We start from the raw sequence: 25,366 nt of genomic DNA, 5'->3' as shown, positions 1-25,366 counted from the left end.
GCAAAGGGACGTAAAAGGGGTCACGGATGAGCCGTGGGACCCCGGCCGGGCCCTCAGCAGGGCCGCTTACGCAGCTCCATCACGTAGTCGTGGGGCGCCCCGGCCGACTCGGCGGCGTCGGCGAGCTCTCCCAGGTACCGCGCGGAGGGGAGTCCTCCTTCGTACCCGTTCAGTACGTACACCCACGCGGCCTCCTCGCCGTCCAGCGTGTGCACGCGCACCCGCATCCGGCGGTAGATGTCGAGGCCCACGCCCTCCCACCGGTCCATGGAGTCCTCGTCCAGGGGCGCGATGTCGTACAGCGTCACGAAGACCTGGGACCGCGGCGCCTCGACGATGGTCGCCAGCGCGCCCTCCCAGCCCATGTGCTCGCCCCCGAACGTCAGCCGCCAGTCGTTCAGCCAGCCGGTGGCGCGCAGCGGCGAGTGCGGTGCGCGGCGCGTCATGAGCCGCGGGTCGAGATTGCCGGCGTACGCGGCGTAGAGCGACATGGGATCGAGGGTACGGCAGCAATCACTTGCGCCTCTCGCGTAGCCATCGGGCCACTCGCGTAACAGTAGGAGCTCGAATGACGCAGAGCCGGGGCCCCGGGGCGGAAGCATGTTGAGGCGTGCGGGACAATGGAGTACGTGACTCGGATCGTGATCATCGGTGGCGGACCCGGCGGATACGAGGCGGCCCTCGTGGCCGCCCAGCTCGGCGCGGAGGTGACCGTCGTGGACTGCGACGGTCTGGGCGGGGCGTCGGTGCTCACCGACTGCGTCCCGTCGAAGACCCTCATCGCGACGGCCGAGGTGATGACCACCTTCGACTCGTCGTACGAGGAACTCGGCATCATCGTCGCCGACGACACCCCGCACATCGACACGCCCGCGCGGGTGGTCGGCGTCGACCTCGGCAAGGTCAACCGCCGGGTCAAGCGGCTGGCGCTCGCGCAGTCGCACGACATCACCGCCTCCGTGACCCGGGCCGGCGCCCGTGTCCTGCGCGGCCGCGGCCGTCTTGAGGGCATGCAGTCCCTGGACGGCTCGCGCAAGGTGGTCGTGCGCTCCGCCGACGGCACCGAGGAGACCCTCACCGCCGACGCCGTGCTCATCGCCACCGGCGGGAAGCCGCGCGAGCTGGCCGACGCGCTGCCCGACGGCGAGCGCATCCTGAACTGGACCCAGGTGTACGACCTCGACGAGCTGCCCGAGGAGCTCATCGTGGTCGGCTCCGGTGTCACCGGCGCCGAGTTCGCCGGCGCCTACCAGGCACTGGGCTCCCGCGTCACGCTGGTGTCCAGCCGCGACCGCGTGCTGCCCGGCGAGGACCCGGACGCCGCCGCCGTACTGGAGGACGTCTTCCGCCGCCGCGGGATGAACGTCATGGCCCGCTCCCGCGCCGAGTCCGCCAAGCGGGTCGGCGACCGGGTCGAGGTCACCCTCGCCGACGGGCGGGTCATCTCCGGCTCGCACTGTCTGATGGCCGTCGGCGCCATCCCCAACAGCGGCGGGATGGGCCTGGAGGAGGCCGGCGTCCGGGTCCGGGACTCCGGGCACATCTGGACCGACAAGGTCTCGCGCACCTCGGCTCCCGGCGTGTACGCCGCCGGCGACGTGACCGGCGTCTTCGCCCTCGCGTCCGTCGCCGCCATGCAGGGCCGCATCGCCATGTACCACTTCCTCGGCGACGCGGTGGCCCCGCTGAACCTGAAGGCCGTCTCCTCGAACGTCTTCACCGACCCGGAGATCGCCACCGTCGGCTACTCGCAGTCCGACGTCGACGGCGGCAAGATCGACGCCCGCGTCGTCAAGCTGCCGCTGCTGCGCAACCCGCGCGCCAAGATGCAGGGCATCCGCGACGGCTTCGTGAAGCTCTTCTGCCGTCCGGGCACCGGGATCGTGGTGGGCGGTGTGGTCGTGGCGCCGGGCGCCTCGGAACTGATCCATCCCATCTCGATCGCGGTCGACAACAACCTGACGGTCGAACAGATCGCGAACGCGTTCACCGTGTATCCGTCCCTGTCGGGCTCGATCGCGGAAGTGGCACGGCAGTTGCACACCAGGAAGGTCGAGGGCGACAGCTGACCCCCCGGGGCGACTCTTCGCTGGTCACGGGGAGTTGCCGCTCATTCTCGCGGCATAGGCGGCGCGACTAGGCGCGTATACCACCTCGCACCCTGCCATGCGAACAACTTCTGTTATTCGGCGCAAACTGCTGAAAGCAGACGGTCGTTGGGGTTACTGTCAGTTTCGTGTTCGCTGCAGAACGTCGCCAATTGATCCTCGAAATGGTGCGAGCGAACGGGGCCGTGTCGCTCCGTGAGCTCGCCCGCGTCGTCCAGACCTCCGAAGTGACCGTACGGCGGGACGTGCGCGCACTGGAGGCAGAAGGACTCCTCGACCGCCGGCATGGCGGTGCGGTATTGCCGGGCGGGTTCACGCGAGAATCCGGCTTTCCGCAGAAATCGCATCTCGCGACCGCCGAGAAGACGGCCATCGCCGATCTCGCCGCGGGTCTTGTCGAAGAGGGCGAGGCCATCGTGGTGGGCGCGGGGACCACCACGCAGGAGCTGGCCCGCCGGCTCGCACGGGTGCCCGGCCTGACCGTCGTCACCAACTCACTCCTGGTGGCGCAGGCGCTGGCCCACGCCAACAGGGTGGAAGTCGTGATGACCGGCGGCACCCTGCGCGGTTCCAACTACGCCCTGGTCGGTTCGGGAGCCGAGCAGTCCCTCCAGGGGCTGCGAGTGTCCCGGGCCTTCCTCTCCGGAAGCGGGCTGACCGCCGAGCGCGGCCTGTCCACGTCCAACATGCTGTCGGCCTCGGTCGACAGGGCGCTCGTCCAGGCCGCCGCGGAGGTCGTCGTCCTCGCCGACCACACCAAGCTCGGCACGGACACGATGTTCCAGACGGTCCCCACCGATCTGATCACCCGGCTGGTCACGGACGAGCCCCCGGCTCACGACGACCGTGCGCTCACCGAGCTCCAGGCCCTGGCCGACCAAGGCGTACAGATCGCGGTCGCGGGGTCATCGGCGGGAGGTGGCGCGGGCGGCGATCCTGTCCCGGCGGGGCGCCCGCCACGCCGGGACATGCCGCTCCCGGGCCCGCGCCGCGGTCAGATCCCCGGCTCCGCACCCCAGTTGCGCTCGGCCGCGGTCCTGGGCGAACAGCCCGCCGGGGAGCGGGCCAGGGTGGCGGACCTCCGCCGCCGCTGACCGGCACCCGGCCGCACGACCGGAGGGGAACGCCGAAGCGCCCGGCGGACCGACTGCTCCAGTCCGACAGGCGCTTCGGGATGTCGTACGACCGTCTGTTACGAATGAGACCGTACGACCGTCTCGTACGAGTGGGACGTACGGGCCGTCAGTCCTTGATCTCGCAGATCGCCGCGCCCGCGGTGAGCGAGGCGCCGAGCTCCGCGCTGAGGCCCTTGATGGTGCCGGAGCGGTGGGCGTTGAGGGGCTGCTCCATCTTCATGGCCTCAAGGACGACCACGAGGTCGCCCTCCTTGACCTCCTGGCCCTCCTCCACGGCCACCTTGACGATGGTGCCCTGCATCGGGGACGCGAGGGTGTCGCCGGAGGCCGCGGGCCCGGACTTCTTCGCCGCCCGGCGCTTGGGCTTGGCGCCCGCCGCCAGACCGGTGCGGGCCAGCGACATGCCCAGCGAGTAGGGCAGCGAGACCTCAAGACGCTTGCCGCCGACCTCGACGACGACGGTCTCGCGACCGGACTCCTCGTCGGTGTCGGCGTCCGCGGGAGCGGTGAAGGCCGGGATCTCATTGACGAACTCCGTCTCGATCCACCGGGTGTGGACCGTGAACGGGGCGTCGGAGCCGGTCAGTTCGGGGGCGAACGCCGGGTCCTTGACGACCGCGCGGTGGAAGGGGATGGCGGTGGCCATGCCCTCCACGTTGAACTCGGCGAGCGCACGGGCGGCGCGCTGGAGTGCCTGCTCGCGGGTGGCGCCGGTGACGATCAGCTTGGCCAGCAGGGAGTCCCAGGCGGGGCCGATGACGCTGCCCGCCTCGACGCCCGCGTCCACCCGGACACCCGGGCCCGACGGCTGGTCGAAGACGGTGACGGTGCCGGGAGCCGGCAGGAAACCGCGCCCCGGGTCCTCGCCGTTGATGCGGAACTCGAAGGAGTGGCCGCGCAGTTCGGGGTCGCCGTAGCCCAGCTCCTCGCCGTCGGCGATGCGGAACATCTCGCGCACCAGGTCGATGCCGGCGACCTCCTCGGTCACCGGGTGCTCGACCTGCAGACGGGTGTTGACCTCCAGGAAGGAGATCGTGCCGTCCGTGCCGACCAGGAACTCGACCGTGCCCGCGCCGACATAGCCGGCTTCCTTCAGGATCGCTTTGGAGGAGGCGTACAACTGCTCGACCTGGGCGTCCGAGAGGAAGGGCGCCGGGGCCTCCTCGACCAGCTTCTGGTGGCGGCGCTGGAGCGAGCAGTCACGCGTGGAGACGACCACCACGTTGCCGTGCGAGTCGGCCAGGCACTGCGTCTCCACGTGCCGGGGCTTGTCGAGGTAGCGCTCAACGAAGCACTCACCGCGTCCGAAGGCCGCGACGGCCTCGCGTACGGCGGAGTCGTACAGCTCCGGGACCTCCTCCAGCGTGCGGGCGACCTTCAGGCCGCGCCCGCCACCCCCGAAGGCGGCCTTGATGGCGATCGGCAGGCCGTGCTGCTCGGCGAACGCGACGACCTCGTCGGCGCCGGACACCGGGTCGGGCGTGCCGGCGACCAGCGGCGCCCCGGCGCGCTGCGCGATGTGACGGGCGGCCACCTTGTCGCCGAGGTCGCGGATGGCCTGCGGCGGCGGGCCGATCCACACCAGGCCGGCGTCCAGCACCGCCTGCGCGAACTCCGCGTTCTCGGAAAGGAAGCCGTATCCGGGATGGATCGCCTCCGCTCCCGAATCCTTGGCGGCCTGGAGCACCTTGGCGATGTCCAGATAACTGGTGGCCGGGGTGTCACCGCCCAATGCGAACGCTTCGTCCGCCGCACGGACATGCGAAGCGTCCCGGTCCGGTTCCGCGTAGACGGCAACGCTCGCGATGCCGGCATCCCGGCACGCCCGGGCCACGCGGACAGCGATTTCGCCACGGTTGGCGATGAGCACCTTGCGCACGATGGCTCCCTCCTTGAAACAAGCCGAGTTTAGGGACTGCCGACACGACCTTTCGACCCGTCCCCAATGGTGAGCTTGCCCACACGGAGCGTGATTCGAGGCGCGCTCGACCCGCGAAATCCCTTGTCGCGCCACGGCACACGGGATCCCTTCCCCGAACCCTAGCCCTCCTGTGTGGTCAAGGTCTCTGTGAGTCCGTGCTGCGTGCCACAGGGTTTCTTTGTCGAGTCCCTACGAATGGCCCAATGATTCTTTGCCCCAGGCAGAACCCTTGTCCCGAGGTTTACCCGTGAGTAGCGTTCAGGCTGTAGTCGAACGTACTAGGGGTAACAGCACACGGAAGCGGGTGGGGACCGGTGGTGCGCAGACCGGTGGCGTGGGTGGCGGCGATCGTGCTCTTCGTGGAGGCGGTCGGCATCGCGATGCTCAACTGGTTGCTCGGCACGGTCGTCGACAACCAGGACATGTCCCTGGCGGGTCTCGACCCGGACTTGATGTCGATCTCCTCGAAGGTGGGAGGACTGGTCTTCGGCCTCTACTTCGCGCTGTGCGGTCTCACCGCGCTGCTCGCCGCCGTCCGGGACCGTGCGCCGGGTCTCTTCGGGCGCATCCTGCTCATCAGCGCCGCGGTGGTGCACGGTCTGCTGGGCGCGCTCACGGTGGGCCTGGTGGGCTGGAACGCCTTCGCCTTCATGATGGTGGGGCTCGCGCTGATCGTGTTCACGCTGTTCGCGTTCGACCGCCCGAGGAGGCCGGTCGTGGCCGCGCCCGAGGACAGCGACAGCGGCGGCGGCTCGGACGCCCCGCCCGCCGGTGGCCCCACGGCTCCTCCGGTGCCCAGCACCTCCTGATCACTTCTCCCGCGGCGTCCACAACTGCGTGATCCCGACGCCCAGTTCGGCCAGCAGGCGGCGCAACAGCGGCAGCGAGAGCCCGATCACGTTGCCGTGGTCGCCGTCGATGCCGTCGATGAACGGTGACGAGCGGCCGTCGAGCGTGAACGCCCCGGCCACGTGGAGGGGTTCACCCGAGGCGACGTACGCGGCGATCTCGGCGTCGCTCGGGTCGCCGAAGCGGACCACGGTGGAAGCGGTCGCCGAGACGTGGCGCTCGGCCGCCGTGTCCCAGACGCAGTGGCCGGTCTGCAGGGTCCCGGCGCGGCCGCGCATCGACTTCCAGCGGGCGGTGGCCTCCTCGGCGTCCGCGGGTTTGCCGTACGCCTCGCCGTCCAGGTCGAGGACCGAGTCGCAGCCGATCACCAGGGCGCCCCGCACCTCGGGCCTGGCCGCCACGACGGAGGCCTTCGCCTCGGCCAGCGCGAGGGCGAGCTCCGCGGGGGTCGGCGCGGTGACGGCGTCCTCGTCGAACCCGCTCACGATCACCTCGGGATCGAGCCCCGCCTGCCGCAGCAGGTTGAGCCGGGCGGGGGACTGCGAGGCGAGCACGAGGCGGCGAGAGGGCTGATCAGTCATGCGATCAGGGTATCGGCGCGCCTCACATGACGCCGAGCACCACCATGGCGAGCACCATCGCCAACGCCACGAGGATCCCCAGGCGCCGCAACATGTCCTGAGTGTCGCGGAGTTCCTTGGGCGGCTCGTTCTCGGGGTCGGACCACAGCATGTCCTCGATCGTGCGACGGCTCGCGGCCGGGCGCCTGAGTACGCGTACTCAACTTCCGCACGACTCGGGTAAACGGGTCTGGGGTTTCTTTAGTGCGCGGTCGCCTGCTACGGTCGTGAGCATCACTAAAGGAACTCAGGTCCCCTTAATGGAGGCAGTCGCCGTGTTCACCACCGCCTGGACCGCATCGCCCCAGCTCCCCGCCGAGGGCTTCACGCCCAACTGGTCGCGCGAGGGCTTCTGGCGCCAGTCGCTGCGCCAGACCGTCCGCCTCACCGCCGGCGGCGACCGGATCCGCGTCCGGCTGTCCAACGCGTACGGCACCTCGCCGCTGCGGATCGCGGGCGCCACCGTGGCCCGCGCCGGCGCGGGGGCCGCCGTCGAGCCCGGCTCGGTACGGCGCCTCACCTTCGGCGGCTCCGCCTCCGCCGAGATCGCCCCGCGCGGCCTCGCCGTCAGCGACCCGGCCCAACTCGCCCTGGACGCCCTGGAGTCGGTGACCGTCACCCTGCACCTGGACGCCGTCACCGGACCCGCCACCTTCCACGCGCAGGCCTTCGCGACCAGTTACCGGGCGACCGGCGACCACCTGGAGGACGTACGGGGAGAGGCCTTCGACGCGTCCTCGGAGTCCTGGTACTTCCTGTCGGCGGTCGAGGCCGACAACGGCCGCGGAGACGCCGTGGCGCTCTTCGGGGACTCCATCACCGACGGCTTCGGCTCGACCCCGGGCGCGAACCGCCGCTGGTCGGACGCGCTCGCCGAACGCACCGGACGGCCCGTCCTCAACACCGGCATCGGCGGGAACCTGCTGCTCAACGACTCGGCCTGGTACGGCGAGAAGGGCGTCCACCGGCTGCGGCGCGACGTCCTCGACCACCCCGGCGTGGACACGCTCGTCGTGCTCCAGGGGCTGAACGACATCGGCTTCAGCGAGACGGACGAACAGCCCACGTACCGGCCCGCACCCGTCGTCGAGGCCCTTGAACTCATCGACGGATACCGGGAGTTGATCCGCCAGGCGCGGGCGAAAGGACTGCGGGTGATCGGCTCCACGCTGCTGCCCTTCGGCGGCTCCGACCACTGGGGCGAGCACGCGGCACGGGTGAGCCGCGAGGTGAACGAGTGGATCAGGAGCGCGGGCGAGTGGGACGCGGCCCTGGACCTCGACCGCCTGCTGGCCGATCCGGCCGCCCCGGACCGGCTGCACCCGGCGTACGACTTCGGCGATCACCTGCACCCCAACGACAAGGGGTACGCGGTGATGGCCGAAGCCCTCGCCGAACTGCTCTAGCGGAACCGTTTCCGCACCGGGGGCGGGCGCGAACCGCGAGGCGGACGGGAGCCGCCGGACGCGAACCGCCGGACGCGAACTGCCGGACGGGAGCCGCGAGGCGGACGCACACCGCGAGGCGGACGCTAGCCGCCGGACGGGTTGCCGGACGGGAACTGCCGGACGGGCCTAGCCGGGCCAGTACGAGCGGCCCCACGCCGTCGGTCCCGGCTGGGGCAGCCGACGGGCGGCGACGCGGGCCGGGTCGGCCCACGCGTCCCTGCTCCCGGGCGCGCCGGACAGCGAGGCGGCCGCCGCCGCGGCGCGCGCCCTGACCACCGCGAGTGCGGCGGCCAGCTCCTCCGGGGTCGGATTGCCCCGTACCACCTTGATCGTCATAACCGCTCCCAGACGTCTCGCGGACCGAGGTGACCTCGGATGACTGGATGGCCGCCGGATGACCAGCCGGATGCCGGATGCCGGATGCCTAGAGGGGGATGTTGCCGTGCTTCTTCGGAGGCAGCGACGCGCGCTTCGTACGGAGCTGACGCAGCCCTCGTACGACATGGCCGCGGGTGTCGGACGGCATGATCACCGCGTCGACGTAGCCGCGCTCGGCGGCCGTGTAGGGGTTGAGGAGCGTGTCCTCGTACTCCTGGATCAGCCGGGCCCGGGTCGCCTCCTGGTCGTCGGCCGCCGCGATGGCGCGCCGGTGCAGGATGTTGACCGCGCCCTGTGCGCCCATCACCGCGATCTGGGCCGTGGGCCAGGCGAGGTTGAGGTCGGCGCCCAGGTGCTTGGAGCCCATGACGTCGTACGCGCCGCCGAACGCCTTGCGGGTGATGACCGTGATGAGCGGGACGGTGGCCTCCGCGTACGCGTAGATCAGCTTGGCGCCGCGCCGGATGATGCCGGTGTGCTCCTGGTCGACGCCGGGCAGGAAGCCGGGCACGTCCACGAAGGTGATGACGGGGACATTGAAGGCGTCGCACGTGCGGACGAAGCGCGCGGCCTTCTCGCTCGCGTCGATGTCCAGGCAACCCGCGAACTGCATCGGCTGGTTGGCGACGATGCCGACCGGACGGCCCTCCACCCGCCCGAAACCGGTGAGGATGTTCGGCGCGAACAGCGGCTGCGTCTCGAAGAACTCGGCGTCGTCCAGGATGTGTTCGATCACCGCGTGCATGTCGTACGGCTGGTTCGCGCTGTCCGGCACGATCACGTCCAGCTCGCGGTCCTCGTCGGTGACGGTGAGGTCCGCCTCCTCCGGGAAGGCCGGGGGCTCGCTGAGGTTGTTCGACGGCAGGTACGACAGCAGCTGCTTGACGTACTCGATGGCGTCCTTCTCGTCGCCCGCCATGTGATGGGCCACGCCCGACACCGCGTTGTGGGTCCGGGCGCCGCCGAGTTCCTCGAAACCGACGTCCTCGCCCGTCACCGTCTTGATGACGTCGGGGCCGGTGATGAACATGTGCGAGGTCTGGTCGACCATCACCGTGAAGTCGGTGATCGCGGGAGAGTAGACCGCGCCGCCCGCGCACGGGCCGACGACCAGCGAGATCTGCGGGATGACGCCGGACGCATGGGTGTTGCGGCGGAAGATCTCGCCGTACATGCCCAGGGCCGAGACACCCTCCTGGATGCGGGCGCCGCCGGAGTCGTTGATGCCGATGACCGGACAGCCGGTCTTCAGCGCGAAGTCCATCACCTTCATGATCTTCTGGCCGAAGACCTCGCCCAGGGCACCGCCGAAGACGGTGAAGTCCTGCGAGAACACGGCGACGGGGCGGCCGTCCACCGTGCCGTACCCGGTGACGACACCGTCGCCGTAGGGGCGGTTGTCCGCCAGACCGAAGTCCGTCGACCGATGCTGCGCGAACTCGTCGAACTCGACGAAGGAGGTCGCGTCGAGGAGCAGCTCGATCCGCTCACGGGCCGTCAACTTGCCCTTGGCGTGCTGCTTTTCGACGGCGCGTGCCGAGCCGGCGTGCGTCGCCTCCTCGATGCGGCGCTGAAGATCCGCGATCTTGCCGGCGGTGGTGTGGATGTCGTGGTGCTGCGGGTCTTCCGGCTCGGACATCGGGATGCGGCTCCCTGCCTGCTCAGTGGGGCTGGCTTGCTACTGACTCGTAGGGTAGTGGTGGCGATACGGATCGGCAGTGCGGCGTTTACCACACCTAGGGTGGGTTGCATGACGCCGCGAGATGCATCAGACGCCAACGACAACCGGTGGTCCGACCTGGACCGGCCGCCGCTCAACGCCACTGCCCTGCGCAAGGCGCTCGTGCGGGACGGGGGTCTCTGGTCCGGGATCGAGGTGGTCGCCCGCACCGGATCGACCAACTCCGACCTCGTCGCACTCGCCGCCGAGGGCGACTCCGCCGAGGGCGCGGTGCTCGTCGCCGAGGAGCAGGACGCCGGGCGCGGACGCCTGGACCGGCAGTGGACGGCGCCCGCCCGCTCCGGGCTCTTCTTCTCCGTCCTGCTGAAGCCTTCCGGGGTCCCCGTCGAACGCTGGGGCTGGCTGCCGCTGCTCACCGGCGTCGCGGTGGCCACCGCGCTGTCGCGGGCCGCCGGGGTCGACACGGCACTCAAGTGGCCCAACGACCTCCTGGTGACCGTCGACGGCGCCGAGCGCAAGGCCGGCGGCATCCTCGCCGAGCGTGCCGGTCCCGGCACGGTCGTGGTCGGCATCGGCATCAACGTCACCCTGCGCGAGGACGAGCTTCCCGTCCCCGGAGCGGGTTCCCTCGCCCTCGCCGGCGCGGTGAGCACCGACCGGGACACCGTCCTGCGGGCCGTCCTGCGGTCCCTGGAGCAGTGGTACGGCCGCTGGCGCGACGCGGCCGGTGATCCCGTCGCGTCCGGCCTCCAGGAGACGTACGCCGCCGGGTGCGCGACGCTTGGGCGCGTGGTGCGGGCCGAGCTGCCCGGGGGGCGCTCCATCAGTGGTGAGGCGGTGGCCGTCGATGGGGACGGGCGGCTGGTGCTTGCCACGGAGGCGGGGGTTCAGGAGCCGGTGGGGGCGGGGGACATCGTGCATCTGCGGGCCGTGTGAGCGGGTGTTTTTCGCCCCCTCCGCCCCTTCCCGTCCCGTCTCTCGGGGGCTCCGCCCCCGAACCCCCGCTCCTCAAACGCCGGAGGGGCTATTCCTAGCCCGTCCGGCGATTGAGGACGAGCGCGTCAGCGCGAAGCGGGGGTCTGGGGGGGCAGCCCCCAGGAACGGGACGGGAAGGGGCGGAGGGGGCGAGGAAACTTCTGGGTACCCGCGGAGCCCGAGTCAGGAGTGAGCCAGCCCACACCTGCCGTAGAGTTGAGCGCGGTCGATACCTGACCGCGGCAGATCGGAAGGGCAGCAGGCGTGACCGTCGACGACACCGGTTCCGGCACGGGTGCAGACCCCGCCCCCGACGCCGAGCCGGACCGTACCGCCGGCCCGGTCAACCACATCTCCTCCCCTCGGGTGGACGCACCCGAGGACCAGAACTCCGGCGAGGACCCGCTGGCACTCCGCCTGGAGCAGCTCATCCTGGGCGCCGAGCGCAGGTACACCCCCTTTCAGGCGGCCCGCAGCGCCGGCGTCTCCATGGAGCTCGCCTCCCGCTTCTGGCGAGCCATGGGCTTCGCCGACATCGGCCAGGCGAAGGCCCTCACCGAGGCCGACGTACTGGCCCTGCGCCGCCTCGCGGGCCTCGTCGAGGCGGGCCTGCTGAGCGAGGCGATGGCCGTCCAGGTGGCCCGCTCCACCGGCCAGACCACCGCCCGCCTGGCCGAATGGCAGATCGACTCGTTCCTGGAGGGCCTGACCGAGCCCCCGGAGCCGGGAATGACCCGCACCGAGGTGACGTACCCCCTGATGGAGCTGCTCCTGCCCGAGCTGGAGGAGTTCCTCGTCTACGTCTGGCGCCGCCAGCTCGCCGCCGCGACCGGCCGGGTCGTCCAGGCGGGGGACGACGAGGAGATGGTCGACCGCCGCCTCGCCGTCGGCTTCGCGGACCTCGTCGGCTTCACCCGGCTCACCCGCCGCATGGAGGAGGAGGAACTCGGCGAACTGGTCGAGGCCTTCGAGACCACGGCCGCCGACCTGGTGGCCGCGCACGGCGGCCGGCTCATCAAGACGCTGGGCGACGAGGTCCTGTACGCGGCCGACGACGCCGCGATCGCCGCCGAGATCGCGCTGCGTCTCATCGAGACGATGGCGAACGACGAGACCATGCCGGAACTGCGCGTCGGCATCGCCTTCGGCACGGTGACCACCCGCATGGGCGACGTGTTCGGTACGACGGTGAACCTCGCGAGCCGCCTCACCTCGATAGCGCCACGCGACTCCGTCCTGGTGGACGGCGCCTTCGCGGTGGAACTGATCCGCAGCGGCGAGGCGCCCGCCTCCGAGGCGGAGGCCGCCGAGGCCGCCGCCGCGGCGGAGAAGGAGGGCGAGGAACCGCCCTCCTACCGCTTCGCCCTCCAGCCGATGTGGCAGCGCCCGGTCCGCGGCCTCGGTGTCGTCGAACCCTGGCTCCTCTCCCGCCGCGAGTCCCAGTCCGAGTCCTGACCACGCCACACGCTGCACGCCACACGCCACACGCCACACGCCGCGCGCTGACGGTCACGGTCACGGTCACGGTCCAGGGAGTCGGGCCTGACCGTGTCCGCCCAGGGGCTTCGCCAGGCCGTCCACGCAGAGGCCGATGACCGGCACGCACAGGCCGGGCGGCCTGGGTCTCGGGTCCGCGGTCGGTGTCGTCGCGCTCGGGGCGGGCGCGGCGGTCGTCGCTGCCGGTGGCCGCGACACCGTGGGGACGGGGACTGGGACGGGGACGGCCGGAGCGGCGGGAATACCGGTCGCGTCCGGCGTGCCGCGCACGGGGACGCGGACCGGCGTCGAGGGGGCCGCCACGAACCGGGTCGGGGTCGGCGCGGAGGTGGGCGCGAGACTCACGCCCACCGGCGGCAGCGCGCTCTCGCGGCCCATCACGGCGGGCGTCGTGGCGGACACCGGACGCCCCGAGGGCACGGGCTCGACAGTGGCGGCGGCATTGCCGGCCGTGTCCGTGCCGGTCCCCGTCGTCGGTTCGGCGTCCGGGCTCCCCATGGCCCCGACCACCGACTCCGGTGACATGCGCACCACGCCCAACGCACCGGCGGCCAGGGCCAGTCCACTCACGGCGAAGAGCATCCGCCGCGGGCGGGGCCTGCGATGGCGTCCACGTGTCGTCTCCCGGTCCGTCATGGCCGTACCTCCCCTGACTGCCCGCGCTCCCCGGTGCGCCGCGGCGGTGCGCACGCTATGCGGCGGGCGGGAGCGGGGGCCGGGAGTTGGGGCGGGTGTCACCCGAACGGGGAGGTACGGGCCCGGGGGTGGCTTTCGGTGGGCGGCCGCTGCTGCGATGATCGGGGGGTCGGTAGTTAACCCGCGTTAACCGGGAGGGTGTCATGGCGGAGCTGGAGCAAGGGGACGAGCGGCGGTTCGGGGAGTTCGTCGTCGTACGGCGGCACGGGCACGTCGCCGAGCTCGTCCTCGACCGGCCGAAGGCCATGAACGCGGTGTCCACGGCCATGGCCCGTTCCCTCGCCGGCGCCTGCGAGGCGCTCGCCGCGGACCGGGACGTCCGGGTGACCGTGCTGACCTCGACCCATGAGCGGGCCTTCTGCGTGGGCGCCGACCTGAAGGAGCGGAACTCCCTCACCGACGCCGAGCTGGTGCGCCAGCGGCCCCTCGCGCGGGCCGCCTACACCGGGGTCCTGGAGCTGCCGATGCCGACCGTCGCCGCCGTGCACGGGTTCGCGCTGGGCGGCGGGTTCGAGCTCGCGCTGTCCTGCGACCTGATCGTGGCCGACCGTACGGCGGTCGTCGGGCTGCCCGAGGTGTCGGTCGGAGTCATTCCCGGCGGCGGCGGTACGCAGCTGCTGCCGCGCCGGGTCGGCGCCGCCCGCGCCGCCGAGCTGATCTTCTCGGCCCGGCGGGTCGAGGCGGTGGAGGGGCGGGAGCTGGGGCTTCTCGACGTGCTCGTGGATGTGGGGCGGGACCGGGCGGAGGCGCTCGCGCTGGGCGGGCGGATCGCCGGGAACTCTCCCGTCGGGTTGCGGGCGGCGAAGCGGGCGCTGCGGTTGGGGCAGGGGCTCGACCTGCGGGCCGGGCTTGAGGTCGAGGACGCCGCGTGGCGCTCCGTCGCCTTCTCGGGGGACCGGGCGGAGGGTGTGGCGGCGTTCAACGAGAAGCGTGCGCCGCGGTGGCCCGGGGAGTAGGCGTTTTTCGCCCCCTCCGCCCCTTCCCGTCCCGTTTCTGGGGGCTGCGCCCCCAGACCCCCGCTGTCGCGCTGACGCGCTCGTCCTCAATCGCCGGACGGGCTAGAAAGGATTAGCCCCTCCGGCGTTTGAGGAGCGGGGGTTCGGGGGCGGAGCCCCCGAGAGACGGGACGGGAAGGGGCGGAGGGGGCGAAGAAACCCCCGCCGGAACCGTCGTACCGCCCCCGTTAGCCCGCTAAATATCCCGAAATGCCCTCGTTCTACCTAGCCTGGAGTGATGGGCGAGGACAGACGGCTGAGGGCCGTGGTGGAGCTGGCGCAGGGGATGGCGGCGGCGCACACCCCGCGCGAGTCCTGGCGGGCGGCAGCCACCGGCGTCTGTCACGCCCTGGCGGGAAGCTTCGCCGCGCTCTCCGTCTGGGAGCGCGAGCTCGGCCGGCTGCGGGTCCTCGCGAACGTGGGCGAGCGGGCCGAGGGCGAGGAGGAGTTCCCGGAGGAGGAGGCCTACCCGGTCCACCAGTTCCCGGAGATCACCGAGTTCCTGCACGAACGGTGGGCCGGCGGCGGCGAGCCCGACGCCTGGGTGGAGACCGCGGAGGGCCCCGCGGGGGGCCACGCCGGTTACTGCCACCAGCGCGTCGCCGCCCTGCGCAGACGGGGCCGAGGCTGCTGCGTGGTGGCCCCGATCGTGCTGCACGGCCGCGCCTGGGGCGAGCTGTACGTGGCCCGTCCGGCCGGCGCCGCCGTCTTCGACCGGGCCGACGCCGACTTCGCGACCGTACTGGCCTCGGTCGTCGCCGCCGGGATCGCCCAGACCGAGCGGCTGGAGGAGGCCAGGCGGCTGGCGTTCACGGACGCCCTCACCGGTCTCGCCAACCGCCGCGCCGTCGACGCGCGGCTCGACGAGGCCATCGACCGGCACAAGGCGGACGAGAGCGTCGTGGTCAGCCTCGTCGTCTGCGACCTGAACGGCCTCAAGCGGGTCAACGACACCCGTGGGCACGCGGTCGGTGACCGGCTCCTCGAACGGTTCGGGTCCGTGCTCTCCCTGTGCGGCGCGATGCTCCCGGGCACCCTCACCGCCCGGCTCGGCGGTGACGAGTTCTGCCTGCTCGCGGTCGGTCCCGCCGCCGACGAGGTGGTCCGGGTGGCCGAGGAACTCTGCCGTCGCGCCGCCGAGTTGGAGCTCGGTGAGGGGGTGGCCTGCGGGGTCGCCTCGACCGCCGACCCGATCGGCCCGGTGCGCTCGGCCCGGCGGCTGTTCCGGCTCGCCGACGCCGCCCAGTACCGGGCGAAGGCCGTACGGGCCGCGCGGCCCGTGGTCGCCGGGCGCGAGGGTCCCGACGACCCCGTCGTCCGCCTCGCCGACGCCCCGCCCAGGGAGGGAGTGGGCGAGCGCCGCCGCTTCCGCGGCCGACCCGGACCCGGTGTCCCCGGACGCCCCCAGTGACGTACCTCCCTGGACCTCTGCCTGGACCTCTACCGAGACCTCTGCCGGGATCTCTTCCGGGAAGGAGCCGGTAAGGGGTCTACCCGCCACCCGGTAGTGACATCATCGAATTCACTGCGTACGCTCCTGAATATGGATATGCACACTGTGGTGGTGGGGACGTCCGGGGTGACCGCGTCCGACGTTCTCGCCGTGGCGCGCGCCGGCGCCCGGATCGAGATCTCCGGCGAGGCGGTGGCGGCCCTCGCCGCGGCCCGCGAGATCGTGGACGCGCTGGCCGCCAAGCCGGAGCCCGTCTACGGCGTCTCCACCGGGTTCGGCGCCCTCGCGAGCCGGCACATCAGCCCGGAACTCCGCGCCCAGCTACAGCGCAACATCGTCCGCTCGCACGCCGCCGGGATGGGCCCGCACGTCGAACGCGAGGTCGTCCGCGCGCTGATGTTCCTGCGGCTCAAGACCGTCTGCTCCGGGCACACCGGCGTGCGGCCCGAGGTCGCACAGACCATGGCCGACATCCTGAACGCCGGGATCACCCCGGTCGTCCACGAGTACGGCTCGCTCGGCTGCTCCGGCGATCTGGCCCCGCTGTCCCACTGCGCCCTGACCCTCATGGGCGAGGGAGACGCGGAGGGCCCGGACGGCGCCGTACGGCCCGCCGGCGAGCTGCTCGCCGAGGCCGGCATCACCCCCGTCGAACTGCGCGAGAAGGAGGGCCTCGCCCTCCTGAACGGCACCGACGGCATGCTCGGCATGCTGGTCATGGCCCTCGCCGACCTGGAGACCCTCTACAAGTCGGCCGACGTGACGGCCGCCCTGTCGCTGGAGGCCCTGCTCGGCACCGACAAGGTCCTCGCGCCCGAACTGCACGCCATCCGCCCGCACCCCGGGCAGAGCGCCGCCGCCGCCAACATGCTGGCCGTGCTGAAGGGTTCGGAGCTCACCGGCCACCACCAGGACGGCGCCCCGCGCGTCCAGGACGCCTACTCCGTGCGCTGCGCCCCGCAGGTCGCCGGCGCGGGACGCGACACCCTCGCGCACGCCCGCACGGTCGCCGAACGCGAACTGGCCGCCGCCGTCGACAACCCCGTCGTACTGCCCGACGGGCGCGTGGAGTCCAACGGCAACTTTCACGGCGCCCCGGTCGCCTACGTCCTCGACTTCCTCGCCATCGCCGCCGCCGACCTCGGCTCCATCGCCGAGCGCCGCACCGACCGGCTCCTGGACAAGAACCGCTCGCACGGCCTGCCGCCGTTCCTCGCGGACGACGCCGGGGTCGACTCGGGCCTGATGATCGCCCAGTACACGCAGGCGGCCCTGGTGAGCGAGATGAAGCGGCTCGCCGTACCGGCGTCCGCGGACTCCATCCCGTCCTCCGCGATGCAGGAGGACCACGTCTCGATGGGATGGTCGGCCGCCCGCAAGCTGCGCACCGCCGTGGACAACCTCACGCGCATCGTCGCGATCGAGCTGTACGCCGCCACCCGCGCCATCGAGCTCCGCGAGGGACTCGTCCCGGCCCCGGCGTCGCAGGCGGTCATCGACGCCGTCCGCGCGGCCGGCGTCCAGGGCCCGGGACCCGACCGCTTCCTCGCCCCGGACCTCGCGGCGGCCGACGCGTTCGTGCGCGGTGGCCACGTGGTCGCGGCGGTGGAGCCGGTGACGGGTCCGCTGGCCTAGGGTCCGACCCACGCGGTCGGGGTACGTGGCGGGGCCGCCGTCGGTTGTACGGTGGTCCTCGTCACGTCCGGGCCTTTCGGGGGCCGGACGCGATCAGGGGTGTGCTACTGTCACATTGATACGTTTTTGGTACCCATTTACTTTGTGCGCCTGATCGGAATCTTCCGCAGGCGCGTTTTGTTTTACCGGCATCTCCGGCTTTTCCCGGTGCATCTCCGGATTGGGGCCCCTACCTATTCAGGAGAGAAACATGGCTACAGGCACCGTGAAGTGGTTCAACTCGGAAAAGGGCTTCGGCTTCATCGAGCAGGACGGCGGCGGCCCCGACGTCTTCGCTCACTACTCCAACATCGCCAGCTCCGGCTTCCGTGAGCTGCTGGAGGGCCAGAAGGTCTCGTTCGACGTCGCGCAGGGCCAGAAGGGCCTTCAGGCGGAGAACATCGTCCCCGCCTAAGCCGGGTAGCGCTTTTCCAGAGCCGGGGCCCCGCACCTACGGGTGCGGGCCCCGGCTCGCGCTGTGCGTGTGTGCTGTCCGTGTGGCCCAGGAAGGAAATCCAGATCCAGCATGACTCGATCCGAACGTCCCGTCCGTAAGAGGCCGGCGAACGCACGCGGTACCCAGCCCCAGGCCGGCGCCGCCTCCGCGAGGAACCCGGGCCGGGGTGCCGGCGGCAACAAGGGCGGGGCCCGCAAGGTCGCGCCGCCGCAGGAGTTCTCCCTGCCCGAGAGCGTCACGCCCGCGCTGCCCGCCGTCGAGTCCTTCGACGCGCTGGACATGCCGGCGGCGCTGACGAAGACCCTGGCGGCCCAGGGCGTCACCGAGCCCTTCCCGATCCAGGGCGCCACCCTGCCCAACTCCCTCGCCGGGCGCGACGTGCTCGGCCGGGGCCGCACCGGCTCCGGCAAGACGCTCGCCTTCGGCCTCGCCCTGCTGGCGCGCACCGCGGGCCGCCGGGCCGAGAGCAAAGCGCCCCTCGCGCTGGTGCTCGTCCCCACCCGCGAGCTCGCCCAGCAGGTCGACGACGCGCTGACGCCGTACGCGACCGCCGTGAACCTCCGGGTCGTCACCGCCGTCGGCGGCATGTCGATCGGCCGCCAGGCCGGGACGCTGCGGCGCGGTGCCGAGGTGCTCGTGGCCACCCCCGGGCGGCTCAAGGACCTCATCGAGCGCGGCGACTGCACGCTCGGCCAGGTGGCCATCACCGTCCTCGACGAGGCCGACCAGATGGCCGACATGGGATTCATGCCGCAGGTCACGGCGCTGCTCAAGCAGGTCGAGCCGGGCGGCCAGCGGCTGCTGTTCTCGGCGACGCTGGACAAGAACATCGACCGGCTGGTCAAGATGTTCCTCGACGACCCGGTCGTCCACTCCGTCGACCCCTCCGCGGGTGCGGTGACCACCATGGAGCACCACGTGCTGCATGTCGCCGACGAGACCGACAAGAAGGCCGTGGCGATGCGGATCGCGGCGCGCGACGGCCGGGTCCTCCTCTTCGTGGACACCAAGCGCGGTGCCGACCGGTTCACCAAGCGGCTGCTCGCCAACGGTGTGCGGGCCTCCGCGCTGCACGGCGGGCGCAGCCAGCCGCAGCGCAACCGCACGCTCGACCAGTTCAAGAACGGTGAGGTGACCGTGCTGGTCGCCACCAACGTGGCCGCCCGCGGCATCCACGTCGACGACCTCGACCTGGTGGTCAACGTCGACCCGCCGGCCGACCACAAGGACTACCTGCACCGCGGCGGCCGTACGGCCCGCGCCGGTGAGTCCGGCAGTGTCGTCACCCTCGTACTCCCGGAGCAGAAGCGGGAGATGACCCGTCTGATGTCGGACGCGGGCATCACCCCGCGGACCGCGCGGGTCACGTCGAGCGACGCGGAGCTGGCCCGGATCACCGGGGCCCGTGAGCCCTCCGGTGTCCCCGTGGTCATCGAGGTGCCGCAGCAGGCCGAGCAGCCCAAGCGGCCCAAGTCCCGTCCCCGGGTGGGCGGCGGAGCCCGTCGTCCGCAGGGCACGGGGACGGGCGCACGCGCCCAGGGCTCGGGTACGCGGACGCAGGGCAGCGGCACGGGTACGCGGACGCAGGGCGGCGGCTCCGGTACGCGGTCCCAGGGCAGTGGCTCGGGTACGCGTGCGCAGGGCGCGGGTTCAGGTGCCGGTGCCGAGTCGCAGGGGCGTCAGCCCCAGCGCTCCGGCGGCCGGCGCACCGAGGCCGGTGGCGCCGCGGGCGCGAGCCGTGCCGGTGGCCGTGGCCGTGCCCCGCAGCGCCGCACCGAGCGCGGTGGCCAGGGCGGCGGTCAGGGCGGCGGCGGACGCCGGGCCGCGTAGCACGGAAGCGACAGAACGAGGGGGTGTCCGCGAGCCGTCACGGCTCGCGGACACCCCCTCGGCGTTCGGCAGGACGCCGCGGCTCAGTCGCGTACCTCGCCGAAGAACCCCGGGTCGACCGAGTCCAGCTTGAAGGCCGAGCTGCGGTGCAGGTCCAGGAGTTCGGCCAGCGGGGCGGGGCGGCGGGTGGTGGCCGAGAGGTCGCGGCGGGCGTCGGCGGACCAGAGGAACGGGAGTACGGAGAGGCCCTGGGTGCCGGTCAGGGGGCCGGACTCGCCGCGCCAGCCGGGCCAGCGCAGGGTGTCGTAGAACTGCTCCATGCCGCCGGTCAGCAGCCAGTTCAGCCAGGCCGCGTGGCCCACTTCGAGGGACTCCCAGCGCAGGGAGTCCGGCGCGAAGTAGATCATCTCGCCGGGCCGGCCGGGGCGGCCGTCGGCCTCCGGGCTGGGCCCGTTGAGGACGAAGACGCCGCCCAGCACGTCATGGCCGACGACCAGGCCGCCCTCCGGCCGCCAGGCGGGATCGAAGCGGGCGGGGAACTCGTTGACCTCGGCGAGGGCGGGCGGTCCCGCCGGGGTCAGGTCGCCCGGACTGCCGTAGATGCGCAGCCACCCGCTGTCCAGGAGCAGCCCGCCGCAGTTGAGCGCGAACGCGCCCAGCCAGGACCGGGCCGTGACCTGGAGCTGGAGCAGGGTCTCGCGGCCCTGTACGGGGTCCACCGGGAGTACTTCCAGGGACACCGAGCTCGTGTTGGAGAGCTGGTCGGACAGGAGCGGCCACGCGGGCTCCTCGACGTCGGTCAGCTCGGTCAGGTCTCGCATGGATTCCCCGATGGGTCCGGGCGCCGCAGCACCGCGCTCAGTAGGCCGCCGTGCGCTCCCGGCGCACCGAGTAGGTCACGAATCCGGCGCCCAGGCCGAGGAAGAGGGTGCCGCCGACGACGTACGGCGTCGTGTCGATGCTTCCGGTGTCGGCCAGCTGGGTCCGGTCGCCGTCGGAGTCCGCGACCGGCTCCGTGGCGGTCCCGTCCTCGGTGGTCGTCGTCGTGGCAGCGGCCGACGGGGCGGCCGGGGCACTGGCCGGCGCGGAGACCTCGCCGACGGGTGTCTCCTGGGACGCTTTGGCGGACGGGACGAACCACAGGGCTCCCAGGAGGGTCCCCGCGGCGGTGGCGGTCAGCAACGATCGACGTGCGGCGGACACGAAATATCGATCCCCTTGTGGCGCTGGCGAATTGGCCGTGTGGACCGATGCTAATGAAAGGCGCGGGTCGTGGGAAAGTCGCGGAACCTGTGGGTCGTACGCTCCGTTCCATGAGTACACCTGAGACAGCACAGTTTGTACGGCTTCGTGTCGAACTGGTGCTTGAAGTCGACGACGCCGACGCCGTCGCCAAGGCCGCGCTGCGGCGGATCGCCGAGGACACCGGCATGCCCGCCGACGAGCGGACGCACGCCGAGAACGCCGTGACGGAAGACACTGCCGAGGCCCTCGCCCATCTCGTCGATCCGTTTGACCTGGTCAGCGAGGTGCCCGGGGTCGAGCTCGCCCAGGCCTCGTGGAGCAGCGAGCCCATCGACTACGACCCCGATTCGCCGGATTGGGACCTCGACGAGGATGATGACGCCGAGGACGACGAGGAAGTCGGAGTGCGCTGAAGCTTCTTGGGGAAATCGTGACCCCGGGCGGCAACCGCCGTCCGGGGTTTTCTCGTCTCAGGAGTTCGCGGGAGGCGCACCGACCACCTTCGTGCCACCCGCCGCGAACGTGGTGTGCCCCACACATCCACCGGATGTGGAACGGGATGAACCGGTCGTAGCGTTGAAAGTTCTTACGGGGCTCTCACGGTTTTTTGGGTATTCGGCAACGATGGAGAAGCGTGTGATGACGAACAGTAAGCGGCGCAGGGGCCTCATGGTCGCGTCCACACTGCTCGGCGGGGTGCTGGTGCTCTCTGCGTGCAGCGGAGGCGACGACAAGGCCACGGGCAGCGACGGTGGCAGCACCGGCAGTGCGCAGGCCAACGCCGACGAGGCCGCCGCGAAGAAGACCTCCGAGGCGTCGATCACGATCACGCCCAAGGACGGTTCGAACAACGCCTCCATCAACAACGCCGCCAAGGTCACCGTGAGCAAGGGCACGCTCACTAAGGTCACCATGACGACCGCCGACGGCACCGCCGTGGCCGGTGAGATATCCGCGGACAAGGCGAGCTGGGCCCCCACCGGCCAGCTGGAGCGCTCCACGACGTACAAGGTCACGGTCACGGCCGCCGACTCCGAGGGCCGCGTCGCCCACGAGAACGGCTCGTTCACCACGGTCTCCCCGGCCAACAGCTTCATCGGCAACTTCACGCCGGAGGACGGTTCCACCGTCGGCGTCGGCATGCCGGTCTCGATCAACTTCGACAAGGCGATCACGAACAAGTCCGCCGTGCAGAAGGGCATCACCGTCACGTCGAGCAGTGGCCAGCAGGTCGTCGGCCACTGGTTCAGCGCCAACCGCCTGGACTTCCGCCCCGAGGACTACTGGACCGGCGGCTCCACCGTCACCCTCAAGCTGAGCCTCGACGGGGTCGAGGGCGCGAGCGGTGTGTACGGCGTGCAGCAGAAGACGGTCACCTTCAAGATCGGCCGCAACCAGGTCTCGATCGTCGACGCGAAGACCAAGACCATGAAGGTCACGCAGGACGGCAAGACCATCAAGACCATCCCGATCTCCGCCGGTTCGCCCGAGAACAAGACGTACCAGGGCGTCATGGTGATGTCGGAGAAGTTCAAGGAGACGCGCATGAACGGCGCGACCGTGGGCTTCACCGACGACGACGGCAAGGGTGAGTACGACATCAAGGACGTGCCGCACGCCATCCGGCTGTCCGCGTCCGGCACCTTCATCCACGGCAACTACTGGGGCGCCAAGTCCGTCTTCGGCAGCGTCAACACCAGCCACGGCTGTGTGGGCCTGTCGGACACCAAGGGCGCCAACGACCCGAACACCCCCGCCGCCTGGTTCTACAACAACTCCATGGTCGGCGACGTGGTGGTCGTGAAGAACACCGGTGACAAGACCATCGCCCCGGACAACGGCCTCAACGGCTGGAACCTGAGCTGGGCGGACTGGACGGCCGGCTCGGAAGCCTGAGCCCACCCCGCTCCACCCGCCGGCGGCGGCAGCTCCCAGGAGCTGCCGCCGCCGAGGCGTTTCCACAGCGTTCCAGTGTTGCGCACAGGTGAACTCCCGCTCCTGCACAGCCTTCTCATCATTCTCTTATGTCGGCCTTATCTCTTCATCACGCGCCGTCCTTACCTTGCGGCCATGTTCTTCACCTACCTGAGGCGCGAACTGCGCCGCCGCAGAAAGGCGGCCCTCGTCGTCGCCTCCGGGCTCGCCCTGGGCATCGCCCTGGTCATCGTGGTCAGTTCCGTGTCCTCGGGCATGGAGAAGGCCCAGGGCAAGGTCCTCCAGTCGCTGTACGGACTGGGTACGGACATGACGGTCACGAAGGCGGCAGCGGCTCAGACCGACACCACTGAACGCCCGCGATTCAACTTCGACGCCAACGACGGCGACGCCGAGCAGAGCAGCGACCGCGTCATGGTCCAGGGCTTCCAGACCCTGGCCTCGAACACGGTCACCAAGGTCGACTCGCAGGCGGGTGTCGCGGACTCCGTCGGCGGGCTGAGCCTCCAGGTCATCAAGGTCAACGGCCAGTTCCGGCAGGGCCAGTTCCAGCAGGACCAGGGCGCGAGCGCCGCACCCGGAGGCGGCGGTGGCGCCGGCGGCGACGGCGGCGGCAACGGCCAGCCGCAGGGCCGGGTTCAGGGCGGCGGCGCCGAGTTCGACGTCAACAACTACTCCGTCTACGGCACCGACGTCACCAAGCCGGACCTCGGCCCGCTGACCTCCTCCAAGATCACCAGCGGCCGTACGTTCACGACCTCCGAGACCGACGCCAAGGTGGTCGTCGTCGACAGCTCGTACGCCAAGGAGAAGAAGCTCAAGCTCAACGGCACCGTCACCATCAAGAGCGTCAAGTACAAGGTCATCGGCATAGCGACGCCGGAGAGCGGTGACGCCGCGGCCAACCTGTACATCCCGCTCAAGCAGGCGCAGACGCTCAGCGACTCCAAGGACAAGGTCACCACGATCTACGTCAAGGCGTCCGACTCGCAGCAGATCGACAGCGTCAAGAGCACCATCCAGAAGAACATCTCGGGGACGACGGTGACCACCTCCGCCGACCTCGCGAGCACCGTCTCCGGTTCCCTGTCGACCGCCTCCGACCTCGCCTCGAACGTGGGCAAGTGGCTGTCCGTCGCGGTGCTCGTCGCCGCGTTCCTGGTCGCCGGTCTCCTCACCTCCTCGGCCGTCTCCCGCCGCGTGCGCGAGTTCGGCACCCTGAAGGCGCTCGGCTGGAAGTCGGGCCGGGTGACCCGCCAGGTCGTCGGCGAGGCCATCGTCAACGGACTGGTCGGCGGCGTCCTCGGTATCGCGCTCGGCCTCGCAGGCGCCTTCGTCGTGACCGAGATCAGCCCCACCCTCCAGGCGGAGCTGGGCAGTTCGGGCGGCGGAGCGGGCGGTGGCGGCGGTCCTGGCGGCGGCGGTCCCGGTGGCGGCGGCTTCGGCGGCGCCCGGCAGAGCGCGTCCCAGGCCCTCGACGTCGCGCTCACCGCGCCCGTCAGCGTCAACACCATCGTCGTCGCGGTCGGCCTCGCCGTCGCCGGCGGCCTGATCGCCGGTGCCTTCGGCGGCTGGCGCGCCTCCCGGCTGCGCCCCGCCGACGCCCTGCGCCGCGTCGAGTAGTCCGGCCCCGCACGGCTCACGCGGCCAACCCCCTCAGCAGAAGCAGGAGTTGTTCCATGTACGAACTCAGAGGCGTCACCAAGCGCTATGCGCGGGGCAGGGACACCGTCGACGCGCTCGCCGGCGTCGACCTGACCATCGCGGACGGCGACCGGCTGGTCATCCAGGGCCCCACCGGTGGCGGAAAGTCCACCCTTCTCCAGATGCTCGGCGGACTCGACCGGCCCACCGCCGGCAGCGTCGAACTCGACGGCATCGATATGGCCAAGCTGTCCGAGGCGCGGCTCACGAAAGTACGCGCCGAGAACATCGGATTCGTTTTCCAGAGCTTCAACCTGATTCCCACGCTCACCGCCCAGGAGAACGTGGAGACCGCTCTCGTACCCCTCGGTGTGAAGACGAAGGACCGGCGGCAACGGGCCGCCGACGCACTGGAGTCGGTGGGTCTGGCGGAGCGGCTCGGGCATCTGCCCGCCGAGCTCTCCGGCGGTCAGCAGCAACGCGTCGCGATCGCCCGCGCGCTGGTCAAGCAGCCGAAGGTGCTGCTCGCCGACGAGCCGACGGGCAACCTCGACGAGTCGATGCGCGACGAGATCATGGACGTACTGGAAACCATGTGGAAGGAGCACGGGCTCACTTTCATCATGGTCACGCACGACTCCTCGATCGCTAAAAAAGCCCCGCGGCTCGCCACGATCCGCAAGGGGAAAATCACCGTCAAGGAGAACGCGGGGGCGTAGCGGAACGCGACAGGGGGGCGCGGGAGTGGGCCGGAATGAGCCGGTCAACTCTTCGTCGAACTCCCTCTATTGAGAAGCCGATCACCCCCCGGGCATAATTGCTGT

At 71.2% G+C, this 25,366-nt stretch carries 24 protein-coding genes; 15 read left to right on the top strand and 9 right to left on the bottom strand.

The genetic code is table 11. The annotated features are described in order from the left end of the window. Nucleotides 1–53 precede the first annotated feature (53 nt). Nucleotides 54–491, bottom strand: a complete 438-nt coding sequence (locus ACIP79_RS10815) for a gamma-glutamylcyclotransferase (RefSeq protein ID WP_383686895.1) — start codon at nucleotides 489–491, stop codon at nucleotides 54–56. A gap of 129 nt (nucleotides 492–620) precedes the next feature. Here ACIP79_RS10815 and ACIP79_RS10810 point away from each other — a divergent pair, with 129 nt between their 5' ends. Further along, nucleotides 621–2,069: an NAD(P)H-quinone dehydrogenase gene (locus ACIP79_RS10810; RefSeq protein WP_401221895.1), complete on the top strand. Its 1,449-nt coding sequence runs from the start codon at nucleotides 621–623 to the stop codon at nucleotides 2,067–2,069. 167 nt (nucleotides 2,070–2,236) lie between these two features. After that, on the top strand, nucleotides 2,237–3,202 hold the full coding sequence (locus ACIP79_RS10805) for a DeoR/GlpR family DNA-binding transcription regulator (protein ID WP_401221894.1): 966 nt from the start codon (nucleotides 2,237–2,239) through the stop codon (nucleotides 3,200–3,202). A gap of 148 nt (nucleotides 3,203–3,350) precedes the next feature. Here the strand turns inward: ACIP79_RS10805 and ACIP79_RS10800 are convergent, their stop codons facing one another. Further along, nucleotides 3,351–5,123: an acetyl/propionyl/methylcrotonyl-CoA carboxylase subunit alpha gene (locus ACIP79_RS10800; RefSeq protein ID WP_401221892.1), complete on the bottom strand. Its 1,773-nt coding sequence runs from the start codon at nucleotides 5,121–5,123 to the stop codon at nucleotides 3,351–3,353. A 356-nt stretch (nucleotides 5,124–5,479) separates the two neighbouring features. On the opposite strand from ACIP79_RS10800, the gene ACIP79_RS10795 reads away from it, so the two are divergent. Further along, nucleotides 5,480–5,974, top strand: a complete 495-nt coding sequence (locus ACIP79_RS10795; protein ID WP_401221891.1) for a hypothetical protein — start codon at nucleotides 5,480–5,482, stop codon at nucleotides 5,972–5,974. Here ACIP79_RS10795 and ACIP79_RS10790 read toward each other — a convergent pair whose 3' ends face one another. Next, nucleotides 5,975–6,595 carry a nucleoside triphosphate pyrophosphatase gene (locus tag ACIP79_RS10790; RefSeq protein ID WP_401221889.1) on the bottom strand — a complete coding sequence of 207 codons (621 nt, stop codon included), beginning with the start codon at nucleotides 6,593–6,595 and terminating at the stop codon, nucleotides 5,975–5,977. It lies immediately after the preceding gene. A 22-nt stretch (nucleotides 6,596–6,617) separates the two neighbouring features. After that, nucleotides 6,618–6,746, bottom strand: coding sequence for a morphogenic membrane protein MmpB (gene mmpB / locus ACIP79_RS10785; protein WP_383686887.1), 129 nt, complete (start codon nucleotides 6,744–6,746; stop codon nucleotides 6,618–6,620). Nucleotides 6,747–6,894: 148 nt separating this feature from the next. Here mmpB and ACIP79_RS10780 point away from each other — a divergent pair, with 148 nt between their 5' ends. After that, the gene (locus ACIP79_RS10780) at nucleotides 6,895–8,040 is read left to right on the top strand and encodes an SGNH/GDSL hydrolase family protein (RefSeq protein ID WP_401221887.1); all 1,146 of its coding nucleotides are present in this window, start codon (nucleotides 6,895–6,897) and stop codon (nucleotides 8,038–8,040) included. A gap of 168 nt (nucleotides 8,041–8,208) precedes the next feature. On the opposite strand, the gene ACIP79_RS10775 is transcribed toward ACIP79_RS10780, so the two are convergent. Both ACIP79_RS10775 and ACIP79_RS10770 read right to left on the bottom strand, forming a co-directional pair. Next, nucleotides 8,209–8,418: an acyl-CoA carboxylase epsilon subunit gene (locus tag ACIP79_RS10775; RefSeq protein ID WP_401221885.1), complete on the bottom strand. Its 210-nt coding sequence runs from the start codon at nucleotides 8,416–8,418 to the stop codon at nucleotides 8,209–8,211. A gap of 88 nt (nucleotides 8,419–8,506) precedes the next feature. Further along, nucleotides 8,507–10,099 carry an acyl-CoA carboxylase subunit beta gene (locus tag ACIP79_RS10770; RefSeq protein WP_401221883.1) on the bottom strand — a complete coding sequence of 531 codons (1,593 nt, stop codon included), beginning with the start codon at nucleotides 10,097–10,099 and terminating at the stop codon, nucleotides 8,507–8,509. Between the two features lie 111 nt (nucleotides 10,100–10,210). On the opposite strand from ACIP79_RS10770, the gene ACIP79_RS10765 reads away from it, so the two are divergent. After that, the gene (locus tag ACIP79_RS10765) at nucleotides 10,211–11,077 is read left to right on the top strand and encodes a biotin--[acetyl-CoA-carboxylase] ligase (protein WP_401221882.1); all 867 of its coding nucleotides are present in this window, start codon (nucleotides 10,211–10,213) and stop codon (nucleotides 11,075–11,077) included. Nucleotides 11,078–11,380: 303 nt separating this feature from the next. Beyond that, a complete protein-coding gene (locus ACIP79_RS10760; RefSeq protein WP_401221880.1) occupies nucleotides 11,381–12,571 on the top strand; it encodes an adenylate/guanylate cyclase domain-containing protein in 1,191 nt (396 codons plus the stop codon). A gap of 66 nt (nucleotides 12,572–12,637) precedes the next feature. Here the strand turns inward: ACIP79_RS10760 and ACIP79_RS10755 are convergent, their stop codons facing one another. Next, nucleotides 12,638–13,183: a hypothetical protein gene (locus tag ACIP79_RS10755; RefSeq protein WP_401221879.1), complete on the bottom strand. Its 546-nt coding sequence runs from the start codon at nucleotides 13,181–13,183 to the stop codon at nucleotides 12,638–12,640. 269 nt (nucleotides 13,184–13,452) lie between these two features. Between ACIP79_RS10755 and ACIP79_RS10750 the strand changes: the two genes are divergently transcribed. From ACIP79_RS10750 to ACIP79_RS10730, 5 genes are all read left to right on the top strand, one after another. Then, entirely contained in the window at nucleotides 13,453–14,265 is an 813-nt protein-coding gene (locus ACIP79_RS10750; protein WP_401221878.1) for an enoyl-CoA hydratase/isomerase family protein, read from the top strand. Nucleotides 14,266–14,542: 277 nt separating this feature from the next. Continuing rightward, the gene (locus tag ACIP79_RS10745) at nucleotides 14,543–15,715 is read left to right on the top strand and encodes a diguanylate cyclase domain-containing protein (protein ID WP_401221876.1); all 1,173 of its coding nucleotides are present in this window, start codon (nucleotides 14,543–14,545) and stop codon (nucleotides 15,713–15,715) included. Between the two features lie 138 nt (nucleotides 15,716–15,853). After that, on the top strand, nucleotides 15,854–17,392 hold the full coding sequence (gene hutH, locus ACIP79_RS10740; RefSeq protein ID WP_401222118.1) for a histidine ammonia-lyase: 1,539 nt from the start codon (nucleotides 15,854–15,856) through the stop codon (nucleotides 17,390–17,392). Nucleotides 17,393–17,642: 250 nt separating this feature from the next. Beyond that, nucleotides 17,643–17,846, top strand: coding sequence for a cold-shock protein (locus tag ACIP79_RS10735; protein WP_168510673.1), 204 nt, complete (start codon nucleotides 17,643–17,645; stop codon nucleotides 17,844–17,846). 111 nt (nucleotides 17,847–17,957) lie between these two features. Then, complete coding sequence (locus ACIP79_RS10730) at nucleotides 17,958–19,718, top strand: DEAD/DEAH box helicase (RefSeq protein ID WP_401221874.1); 1,761 nt, start codon at nucleotides 17,958–17,960, stop codon at nucleotides 19,716–19,718. 83 nt (nucleotides 19,719–19,801) lie between these two features. On the opposite strand, the gene ACIP79_RS10725 is transcribed toward ACIP79_RS10730, so the two are convergent. Beyond that, the gene (locus ACIP79_RS10725; RefSeq protein WP_401221872.1) at nucleotides 19,802–20,539 is read right to left on the bottom strand and encodes a DUF2625 family protein; all 738 of its coding nucleotides are present in this window, start codon (nucleotides 20,537–20,539) and stop codon (nucleotides 19,802–19,804) included. A gap of 37 nt (nucleotides 20,540–20,576) precedes the next feature. After that, nucleotides 20,577–20,921, bottom strand: a complete 345-nt coding sequence (locus ACIP79_RS10720; RefSeq protein WP_401221871.1) for an LPXTG cell wall anchor domain-containing protein — start codon at nucleotides 20,919–20,921, stop codon at nucleotides 20,577–20,579. A gap of 110 nt (nucleotides 20,922–21,031) precedes the next feature. On the opposite strand from ACIP79_RS10720, the gene ACIP79_RS10715 reads away from it, so the two are divergent. The 4 genes from ACIP79_RS10715 to ACIP79_RS10700 all read left to right on the top strand — a co-directional run bounded on the left by ACIP79_RS10715 (nucleotide 21,032) and on the right by ACIP79_RS10700 (nucleotide 25,261). Beyond that, nucleotides 21,032–21,376: a hypothetical protein gene (locus tag ACIP79_RS10715; protein ID WP_383687879.1), complete on the top strand. Its 345-nt coding sequence runs from the start codon at nucleotides 21,032–21,034 to the stop codon at nucleotides 21,374–21,376. A gap of 211 nt (nucleotides 21,377–21,587) precedes the next feature. After that, nucleotides 21,588–22,859, top strand: a complete 1,272-nt coding sequence (locus ACIP79_RS10710) for an Ig-like domain-containing protein (protein WP_401221869.1) — start codon at nucleotides 21,588–21,590, stop codon at nucleotides 22,857–22,859. Nucleotides 22,860–23,033: 174 nt separating this feature from the next. Further along, nucleotides 23,034–24,521: an ABC transporter permease gene (locus ACIP79_RS10705; RefSeq protein ID WP_401221867.1), complete on the top strand. Its 1,488-nt coding sequence runs from the start codon at nucleotides 23,034–23,036 to the stop codon at nucleotides 24,519–24,521. Between the two features lie 56 nt (nucleotides 24,522–24,577). After that, on the top strand, nucleotides 24,578–25,261 hold the full coding sequence (locus tag ACIP79_RS10700) for an ABC transporter ATP-binding protein (RefSeq protein ID WP_401221865.1): 684 nt from the start codon (nucleotides 24,578–24,580) through the stop codon (nucleotides 25,259–25,261). The last annotated feature ends 105 nt before the right edge of the window (nucleotides 25,262–25,366 follow it).

Source organism: Streptomyces sp. NPDC088747 (assembly GCF_044751025.1).
Lineage (GTDB): Bacteria > Actinomycetota > Actinomycetes > Streptomycetales > Streptomycetaceae > Streptomyces.
Note: the sequence above shows the minus strand (reverse complement) of the source record. Positions and strands in the feature narration are given on the sequence as shown.

Excerpts from the sequence above, each read along its gene's own strand:
- ACIP79_RS10815 (WP_383686895.1), bottom strand. The coding sequence starts at position 491 with ATGTCGCTCTACGCCGCGTACGCCGGCAATCTCGACCCGCGGCTCATG.
- ACIP79_RS10810 (WP_401221895.1), top strand. The coding sequence starts at position 621 with ATGGAGTACGTGACTCGGATCGTGATCATCGGTGGCGGACCCGGCGGA.
- ACIP79_RS10790 (WP_401221889.1), bottom strand. The coding sequence starts at position 6,595 with ATGACTGATCAGCCCTCTCGCCGCCTCGTGCTCGCCTCGCAGTCCCCC.
- mmpB (WP_383686887.1), bottom strand. The coding sequence starts at position 6,746 with ATGCTGTGGTCCGACCCCGAGAACGAGCCGCCCAAGGAACTCCGCGAC.
- ACIP79_RS10780 (WP_401221887.1), top strand. The coding sequence starts at position 6,895 with ATGGAGGCAGTCGCCGTGTTCACCACCGCCTGGACCGCATCGCCCCAG.
- ACIP79_RS10775 (WP_401221885.1), bottom strand. The coding sequence starts at position 8,418 with ATGACGATCAAGGTGGTACGGGGCAATCCGACCCCGGAGGAGCTGGCC.
- ACIP79_RS10770 (WP_401221883.1), bottom strand. The coding sequence starts at position 10,099 with ATGTCCGAGCCGGAAGACCCGCAGCACCACGACATCCACACCACCGCC.
- ACIP79_RS10765 (WP_401221882.1), top strand. The coding sequence starts at position 10,211 with ATGACGCCGCGAGATGCATCAGACGCCAACGACAACCGGTGGTCCGAC.
- ACIP79_RS10750 (WP_401221878.1), top strand. The coding sequence starts at position 13,453 with ATGGCGGAGCTGGAGCAAGGGGACGAGCGGCGGTTCGGGGAGTTCGTC.
- ACIP79_RS10745 (WP_401221876.1), top strand. The coding sequence starts at position 14,543 with ATGGGCGAGGACAGACGGCTGAGGGCCGTGGTGGAGCTGGCGCAGGGG.
- hutH (WP_401222118.1), top strand. The coding sequence starts at position 15,854 with ATGCACACTGTGGTGGTGGGGACGTCCGGGGTGACCGCGTCCGACGTT.
- ACIP79_RS10735 (WP_168510673.1), top strand. The coding sequence starts at position 17,643 with ATGGCTACAGGCACCGTGAAGTGGTTCAACTCGGAAAAGGGCTTCGGC.
- ACIP79_RS10730 (WP_401221874.1), top strand. The coding sequence starts at position 17,958 with ATGACTCGATCCGAACGTCCCGTCCGTAAGAGGCCGGCGAACGCACGC.
- ACIP79_RS10725 (WP_401221872.1), bottom strand. The coding sequence starts at position 20,539 with ATGCGAGACCTGACCGAGCTGACCGACGTCGAGGAGCCCGCGTGGCCG.
- ACIP79_RS10715 (WP_383687879.1), top strand. The coding sequence starts at position 21,032 with ATGAGTACACCTGAGACAGCACAGTTTGTACGGCTTCGTGTCGAACTG.
- ACIP79_RS10710 (WP_401221869.1), top strand. The coding sequence starts at position 21,588 with ATGGAGAAGCGTGTGATGACGAACAGTAAGCGGCGCAGGGGCCTCATG.
- ACIP79_RS10705 (WP_401221867.1), top strand. The coding sequence starts at position 23,034 with ATGTTCTTCACCTACCTGAGGCGCGAACTGCGCCGCCGCAGAAAGGCG.
- ACIP79_RS10700 (WP_401221865.1), top strand. The coding sequence starts at position 24,578 with ATGTACGAACTCAGAGGCGTCACCAAGCGCTATGCGCGGGGCAGGGAC.